The following is a 7,953-nucleotide window of genomic DNA, read 5'->3' on the forward strand; positions in this document are numbered from 1 at the left end:
ACCGCCCACCTTACTTCCAGCCTAGAAACGGTCGGCTATTTAGCGCAACAAATAGTGGGAAAAGAGGCCCATCCCATTAACTGTGGTGACGAAAAATTTAACGCATCCACAGGGAACGAATAACATGGCGCTAGAAACAATTATCACTTCGACCTATGGTCGCGTTGTTTTGTGGGATCTCGCGACTGATGTTTCGTTTCGGCTTAGAGAATATGCGGCGTTTGCGGCACGTGCCGCCGATCGAAATTAGACCAATCACTTTACTTGTAGGTAAAAACAGTAGTGGCAAAAGCACGTTCCTTCGAACGTTTCCGCTACTTAGGCAGTCATTGATGACGCGAACTAGCTCTCCAATCCTCTGGTACGGAGACTTAGTTGATTTCGGCGATTTTCACTCAGTTATTTCTGACGGGCGCGCCAAGACAATATCCCTATCGTTTGGTGTGGACGGCTACATTTCTGGCCGAGGGTTTTCGCCGCAAGAGCGCTTCCAGCCGCGACGGCGGGTACGACATCCGGTAGATGTGAAACTCACCATAGCTGAGGAAGAGGGAAAGGTTTCGCTCAACCACCTGTCTTTCACTTATGATAAGGGCGAAAGCCGGTTCGATGTGCATCTCGACGCCGAAGGCGATCTAACTAAGTTACAGTTCAACGAAACGGATGTGAGTTCCGTACTCTCTGAGGCAGTCGTGAACTTCAAGCCCGGCTCTTTCCTGCCGGAGATGTCGATACGTCTCGCAGGCAATGATAAAGACGGCTACTTTTTCGACGAAACGATCCTGTTTCGATCGAATTTTAGGAACCTCGTAATCCCGCATGTCAACAAGCGTATGGGTGAACAACAACTGGAAATGTTCGCTTACATCTTCTTGGAGTTGAGTGACCTATCCGATGCTTCTTTGCAGAATCTAGCGTCTAGGATGAACGCAAAGGGCCTGAAGCGTATCATTGAAGACATACGCGGTAAGGACACCTTTCGACTAAGGCAGCGGCTGTTTGAGCTTCACCAGGTGTATAGGTTCATCAGGATTGTTCCAGCAGTATTCACTGAATTGAGATCAATCCTCTCAACGACACTTTATATCGGCCCAATGCGCGCGAGAAGCGAGCGCTACTACAGATATCAGGATCTTGCGGTCTCTGAGATCGACCCTGATGGCAAAAACTTTCCAATGTTCTTGAACTCACTCAACGATGAGTTACGCGAAGATTTTTCGACGTGGGTTGCAGACCGCTTCGGATACGGCGTCGAAGTCGAACAGCGCTCCGGGCACATCAGCATCAATCTCAAAGTCGGAAACTACACGACGAACATTGTGGACAATGGGTATGGCATCTCCCAGATACTGCCGGTCCTGGGGCAAATCTGGTGGGCATCAACGGGCGTAGGTGGGAGAACGTCACAGACGCGGAGAGGCCAGGGGTCGATTCTTGTGATTGAGCAACCGGAACTGCATCTGCACCCTGCACACCAGGCGCTCATCGCCGACGCCATCGTGGCTGAGCGAGGTAACAAGGGTGCGAATGCCCCCAGCCCAGTGCAGTTCATTATCGAAACCCACAGCGAGGCTCTCGTTAACAGGTTGGGGGAGTTGGTCGCCCTAGGGCAGATAGAGCCTGAAGATGTCCAGATTCTAATTTTTGAAGGTGGGGATGATCCAGCCGAACGCCTCACCAATGTGCGACTTGCTCATTTCGACGACGAGGGCACGTTGACTAACTGGCCTTACGGCTTCTTTGAGCCCAGCGTTTAACAATGATTTTCGATCTTCTAGCTACTGCGCATGACTTCGCCTCGGCAGATCAAAGCAAACTCACTGATCTAGTTTGCGAACTACTGAGAGCCCATCGGCGAGGACATCATCTTCTAATCATCCCACGGGCGGAGTGTGACTGGCTAGCCGACAATTTGGACTTAAACAGCAAGGAACGCGCGACGCTCTCGCGAATCCGTCATGACTTCACTCAAGCGGGCGGCCTCAGAAATAAGGCGCTGGTCAGAGTCTCGATTGAAATTGCACATAAAAGTGGTCCGGTCTCTGACGGAAACCGAATCGTTGTCGGACTACTTGATGCGGCAACCTTCGATCTTACTGAACGTGCACAGTTGATTGTCGAAGACTCTCAATATGATGGAAAGCTTTATCAAGCCATCCTTGATGCAGTTAAGAACAACGTGCAGGCGCCAGCTGTGGGTTTCGAAATTCGAAACGGCGGAGGTCAAAGTGCCTATCAGGTCTGGAAGCAGCAGATCGATGCGAAGCGCCTCACTTGTCTACTCGTAGATTCCGACCGCGACCACTACGATCAAGACGAGAAGAGCGAAGTCAAAAGGGCACGCGTGGATGCAGAGCGCGCGCAATGGCCTTTCGCGTGGGCGCTTTGCCTGCCGTGTCGTGAAATCGAGAATCTCGTGCCATTTTCGATTCTTGAACAACTCCCTTTTGCCTTAGACAAGGCCGCGCAGCTTCACGCGTTGCGACGTATCGAGGAAACTGAGATTGCCGGAGGTGTACCGGTGGAGCAGAGATTCAGTCATTACTACGACATGAAAAACGGTTTGGGTGACAGACCTCTTGACGAGAGGCTTCCAGAAAATGTCGTCTTGTGGTGGGAAGGCAAAATTGCTCATGGCGGCAATAGACCGTGTTACACGGGCTTTGGTGGCCATATCATAAGACACCTTCTAGAGCACACACCTTGCCTTCAGGGGTTCCTCCGATACGTGAAAAGCGAATCGTGGTGGAATATCTTTGGAGAACTGTTCGCCCTCGTGCTTTGGGTCGGCTTCGCTCCCCGCCGGAACGCGACTTGAGCCCAATCAGAAAATAATCGGTCAGGCAGCCGATGGGTCCGCGCGTAGGAAAAGCGGAATTCCGGAACCTGGTGTCAAAATTCCGATTTTTCGCGTCCGGCTACATCTATGAAAAGACAGGGAAATGATGAAGGAGAGTGGCACGCCCTAGGGGAGTCGAACCCCTCTTTACAGAATGAAAATCTGTCGTCCTAACCGATAGACGAAGGGCGCGTGCTCTGTGGTGGCGCCCTTATAGTCAGCACCTTTCTGCGCCGCAAGCGGCAAAATGAGAATTTTTCGCCGGATTATGCAGATTTTTTCTGGGCTTGTGGAAAAGTGGAAAGCGGACGGGAATGATTGTCTTCGCCAGACCTTGTCGCTGCGTGAATTGTTAGCCTGCAGCGGTGGGTCACCATATGACAGGACAAATTTAGTTCTTCGTGAAATTTCGGTCGGTGGCTTTTGGTACGCCCTAGGGGAGTCGAACCCCTCTTTACAGAATGAGAATCTGTCGTCCTAACCGATAGACGAAGGGCGCAGGCTTCTAGTTCAAATAGGAAAGCACAACGCGTTCCGCAAGCGATAAGAATAATGTCGAATTGGAAGAGGAAGTGGCACGCCCTAGGGGAGTCGAACCCCTCTTTACAGAATGAAAATCTGTCGTCCTAACCGATAGACGAAGGGCGCGTGCTGTGGTGGCGCCCTTATAGTCAGGCACTTCCGATCCCGCAAGCGGCAAATTCGAAATTTTTCAAAAAAATGACAAGCCGTTTCCGCTTGTGGAAAATGAAGATTATTGCAGGCGAATCAAAGAGCTGCAGCGGCCGCCGGAAATCTCGTGCCGGCCGCTTCCCCAACGTTACTCTTTCAGAGGAGTGAAGGTCAGATCGCCCTTGCCGAAGCAATCGGCGCGCTCTTACGGCCGCAGCCCCAGTTCCAGTCGCGGGCATTGCCCGTGTCCAGATGGACCGAATCCGTGTGGCAATAGGTGCCGACGCCGCCGCGGTTCGGGAGCGACCGGATATATTGGGCGATATCCCATTTGCTGATGCCGTCGATCTGGATATCGGCGGCTTCGCAGCTCTTATGCATCGATTCCTCAGCGCCCCCGACTTCACGGTTGTGCTGCGGATCGCGGTAGCCTGACGTGACGACAACTGGCTTGCCGAAGTGAGTCTCGACTGTCTTGATGACCCGCATGAGATCGGGCTTGAAGCAGCCGACCTGGACGCTGTCGTTCTGCACATGCAGGCCGTTTGGCGCGATGCGCGTCATGCCGGGCAGCGATGCTTTCTGCAGAAGCCCGGAAAGGCTGCTGAGCAGGTTCTGCTTCGGCGCGCTGTAGAGCGCATTCATCGTCGATCCCGGAATGCTTCCGTCGGCAAGCGAGGCGGTCTGATCAGGTGCAAGCTTCGTGCTGGTATTCTGTGATGATTGCTGCGGCAGCATCTCGCCTTGTTGTGGCTCGGGCGGCGCGCTGAACACGCTCGATCTTGGGCCAGCGTTCTGCGGTGCGTAGGCGTTCACGCCCTGCGGCTGAATGACCGTCGAGGTCGAATTGTTCTGCGGTAGCGGCTGATGATCGGAAAAGATGCTCATCGCCTGCGCATTGATTCGCGTCGACTGCATGACGAGACCACCGATATTGGCCGGCTGCTGCTGTTGCATGGACGGATCGACGGGCGGCGCGGCCGTTGCCGCATTCGGATCCTGCACTGCTGCCTGCGGATTGACACCGGAGACATTGGTCAGCATCGGATCGCGATAGAGCTGTTTCGACGCGGGGGACGATGCGGCGGGCATTGCTGCTGCAAGCCTCGGCGCCGGCTGTCCCTCCACCGCCGGTGTGGCGACGGCGGCCGAATCAAGCGCCTTCTTGTCGGAGACGCAGCCGGAAAGCGCCAGGATAGAGCTGGCGATCAGCAAAGCACCGACAGCCTGCCGGCTCGGAGGGGCAATCCGCTTGTTGTTTCTGGGCAACCGAGAAATCTCCGGTGAATGCGGAAGGCGCCCGAAAGCGCGCTTCCGTTACGATGGAACCGGAGAATGCCTCGTGAAGCTTGCCTGCAGCTTGGCTTACCAGGCGCCGGTATTGCCCATGGACAGCCAGGGTTCGGCCGGGGCCAGTTTTTCGCCCTTCTGCAGGATCTCTATCGAGATGCCGTCGGGCGAGCGTACGAAGGCCATGTTACCATCACGCGGGGGGCGGTTAATCGTAATACCATTGTCCATCAATTTCTGGCAGATCGCGTAGATGTCATCCACCTCATAGGCGAGGTGACCGAAATTGCGTCCTCCGGTATAATCTTCCGTGTCCCAGTTATAAGTGAGCTCCAGGCAAGGAGCTTTTTCGCTGCGGGCACGGTCGAGATCATCGCGAGCGGCCAGGAAAACGAGCGTGAAGCGGCCCTTCTCGTTCTCATGGCGGCGGATTTCCTCGAGTCCGAAGAGTGTGGTGTAAAAATGGAGGGAAGCGTCGAGGTCTTTGACGCGAACCATGGTGTGGAGATAACGCATTGTGTTTCCTCTCTCTATTTAGGCTAGCCCATCTGGAGTAACAGACGCCAGTTTCGGGCAAGTCATCGCTATAAAATGTACAGTTGGGAATAACCGAAAACTAGGACTTGCGCTTATCCGTTACCAAGATGTTAATCTTGATTTCAAGAATCAGTTAACCGTAACAGTGTGACGCGTATTGAGGGGCTGGCGACATGGCTGACAGGATTTCATCGAATGGCTTTACCGACCTTGAGGAGTTGTCGGGGGAACCGGTTGACCTCGTTGAAATCACCGGCGTGGTGAAATGGTTCGACGTGGCCAAGGGCTTTGGCTTCATCGTTCCCGACAATGGCATGCAGGATGTGCTGCTGCACGTAACCTGCCTGAGACGTGACGGCTACCAGACCATTCTTGAGGGCACCCGCATCGTCGCGCTTATCCAGCGCCGCGAACGCGGCTTCCAAGCCTTCAAGATCCTCTCCATGGATCAATCGACTGCGATCCATCCCTCGCAGATGCCTCCGGTTCGCACCCATGTGCAGGTCACGGCAACCAGTGGCCTCGAGCGCGCCCTGGTGAAGTGGTTCAACCGCACCAAGGGCTTCGGCTTCCTGACGCGCGGTGAGGGCACGGAAGACATCTTCGTGCATATGGAAACGCTCCGCCGCTTCGGCCTCACCGAGCTGCGCCCTGGCCAGGTGGTGCTGGTGCGCTTCGGCGACGGCGAGAAGGGCCTGATGGCTGCCGAGATCCATCCTGACGTTCCGAGCCCGGTTGGCCGGTCTCACTGATGCGCAGCCTGTTTACCGTTGAGATGATGAGAAGCGCCTTAATGGCGCTTTTTTTCATGATTGCCCTGCCGGCATTTGCACAGCAGGACATGCACTTCGATAGAGAACCGCTGATCATCCAGACGGCTGCGGGCAAAATGCTGCACTTCACCGTAGAGATCGCTGCCACCGGCGACCAACGCGCCTACGGCCTGATGTTCCGCAAGACGATGGCTGACGACGCCGGCATGATCTTCGATTTCGGCGTACCGCGGCGTGTCACCATGTGGATGGAAAATACCGTCTTGCCTCTCGACATGCTCTTTGCAGACGACAGGGGCGTGATCACCCATATCAAGGAAGATGCCACGCCCTATTCCCGCGACATCATCGATTCGATGGGTGAGGTCCGATATGTGGTCGAGATAAACGCCGGCACCGCCCGCAAGCTTAATATCCGCCCCGGCGATCGTATCGTCAGCGCCACGACAACGAAAAAGGCGAAGTAAGTCTGTGAAATCTGCCTGCCCAGGTGGATTTATGGGGTTGCTAGGGCAGGGGGAAGCGTGTATTCCCGCTGCCAACAACGGCTCGGAGTGTAGCGCAGTCTGGTAGCGCATCTGGTTTGGGACCAGAGGGTCGGGAGTTCGAATCTCTCCACTCCGACCATGTTTTTCCCTATATCCCTAGTGATTTGAGATCGGCGCCAGGGGTTGTTGCCTTGCCTTGGCACGGCAGATTTTGGCATTGGGAACATGCGACAATATCATTCACGTCGCAAAGCGCATGCCTAAGCGTGCCGTGATTCAGCCCTGAGCAAGCAGGCCGACATATTGGGCATAGCTGATCGCCGCGTAAAAAAACGCAGTGATGCTGGCTCCAATCATGATGGCATGGAATTCTGCAGAGGTTCTCATAGCTCTCACCCGTGTCACAACGGTTGGTAGGCACCCTAGTCGCCTATGCCGGCTATAACAATTAGAAAGCGATCAAAACATGCAACAATCCGAAACATTTCGGATTGTGTAACAGGATTGCCCGCTTATCCACACCCGGCTGCGAAGAGGGCTGCGCCTTAGGCGCTCCGTATAAGAAACGCACGATGCGGCAATCGGTTTCACTCACCTGCATGCTGTGATAACGGCGCTTTTCCCTTGAAAAGGCGAGGATTCGCGGATAATCAAAATTCACTTCTTGCTGCCATATTGGGATATGCAAGCGAAGCCTGATCAGGGTTGATTTATGAAAGGCGGGCGCCGCCCGCATATCGGAGGCACTGCAGCATGTCTGCTAAGATCTATCGTCCGGCCAAGACCGCAATGCAGTCCGGCAAGGCCAAGACCCATCTCTGGGTGCTGGAATTTGATCAGGAGCAGCCGCGCAAGATCGATCCGATCATGGGCTATACCTCGTCAGGCGACATGCGCCAGCAGGTAAAGCTCACCTTCGAAACGCAGGAACTCGCAGAAGCCTATGCCAAGCGCAGCGGCATCGAATACCGCGTGATTGCTCCGAAGGATCCCATCCGTCAGGTCGTCGCTTATCCGGATAATTTCCGCTATACCCGCACCCAGCCCTGGACGCATTGATCCGTACGCGGTTCAAGACAGATATGTCGCGGGATCGCGACATGCGAGACGGCCCCTTAGCTCAACTGGATAGAGCAGCTGCCTTCTAAGCAGCAGGTCGCAGGTTCGAGTCCTGCAGGGGTCGCCACTTTTTATCTGTCCATACCGAAGACATAGGTAACAGAACGTACCTAACACATGGGTGACAACCTCGTGCCGAGCGGGTTGTCGATGGTTTGCAAAGTCCTCTGTTCCAGGTCGATATATCCCAGATCATAGTGCATGAAGCTGACGAGCCAAATGCCGTCATCAACTT

7 protein-coding genes and 5 tRNA genes are annotated in these 7,953 nt (G+C 54.5%); 7 read left to right on the plus strand and 5 right to left on the minus strand.

Going from position 1 to position 7,953, the window contains the following annotated elements:
* Positions 1–332: 332 nt before the first annotated feature.
* Entirely contained in the window at positions 333–1,757 is a 1,425-nt protein-coding gene (locus J2X71_RS17360; protein ID WP_310383277.1) for a DUF3696 domain-containing protein, read from the plus strand.
* Positions 1,758–1,759: 2 nt separating this feature from the next.
* On the plus strand, positions 1,760–2,818 hold the full coding sequence (locus J2X71_RS17365) for a hypothetical protein (RefSeq protein ID WP_310383279.1): 1,059 nt from the start codon (positions 1,760–1,762) through the stop codon (positions 2,816–2,818).
* 138 nt (positions 2,819–2,956) lie between these two features.
* Here J2X71_RS17365 and J2X71_RS17370 read toward each other — a convergent pair.
* From J2X71_RS17370 to gloA, 5 genes are all read right to left on the minus strand, one after another.
* A tRNA-Glu gene (locus J2X71_RS17370) sits at positions 2,957–3,031 on the minus strand.
* A 232-nt stretch (positions 3,032–3,263) separates the two neighbouring features.
* A tRNA-Glu gene (locus J2X71_RS17375) sits at positions 3,264–3,338 on the minus strand.
* Between the two features lie 74 nt (positions 3,339–3,412).
* Positions 3,413–3,487 (minus strand) — tRNA-Glu (locus J2X71_RS17380).
* A 195-nt stretch (positions 3,488–3,682) separates the two neighbouring features.
* Complete coding sequence (locus J2X71_RS17385) at positions 3,683–4,780, minus strand: D-Ala-D-Ala carboxypeptidase family metallohydrolase (RefSeq protein WP_310383281.1); 1,098 nt, start codon at positions 4,778–4,780, stop codon at positions 3,683–3,685.
* Positions 4,781–4,876: 96 nt separating this feature from the next.
* Entirely contained in the window at positions 4,877–5,317 is a 441-nt protein-coding gene (gloA, locus tag J2X71_RS17390; protein WP_112545722.1) for a lactoylglutathione lyase, read from the minus strand.
* A 194-nt stretch (positions 5,318–5,511) separates the two neighbouring features.
* Here gloA and J2X71_RS17395 point away from each other — a divergent pair, with 194 nt between their 5' ends.
* The 5 genes from J2X71_RS17395 to J2X71_RS17415 all read left to right on the plus strand — a co-directional run bounded on the left by J2X71_RS17395 (position 5,512) and on the right by J2X71_RS17415 (position 7,785).
* On the plus strand, positions 5,512–6,090 hold the full coding sequence (locus J2X71_RS17395) for a cold-shock protein (RefSeq protein ID WP_007827433.1): 579 nt from the start codon (positions 5,512–5,514) through the stop codon (positions 6,088–6,090).
* On the plus strand, positions 6,090–6,578 hold the full coding sequence (locus J2X71_RS17400) for a DUF192 domain-containing protein (RefSeq protein WP_310383284.1): 489 nt from the start codon (positions 6,090–6,092) through the stop codon (positions 6,576–6,578). The genes J2X71_RS17395 and J2X71_RS17400 overlap by 1 nt, the downstream gene beginning before the upstream one ends.
* Positions 6,579–6,661: 83 nt before the next feature.
* Positions 6,662–6,738, plus strand: a tRNA-Pro gene (locus tag J2X71_RS17405).
* A 614-nt stretch (positions 6,739–7,352) separates the two neighbouring features.
* Entirely contained in the window at positions 7,353–7,658 is a 306-nt protein-coding gene (locus J2X71_RS17410) for an ETC complex I subunit (protein WP_310383286.1), read from the plus strand.
* Between the two features lie 50 nt (positions 7,659–7,708).
* Positions 7,709–7,785: transfer RNA gene (locus J2X71_RS17415), tRNA-Arg, on the plus strand.
* Positions 7,786–7,953: the final 168 nt, after the last annotated feature.

The organism is Rhizobium sp. 1399, assembly GCF_031455475.1.
GTDB lineage: Bacteria > Pseudomonadota > Alphaproteobacteria > Rhizobiales > Rhizobiaceae > Rhizobium.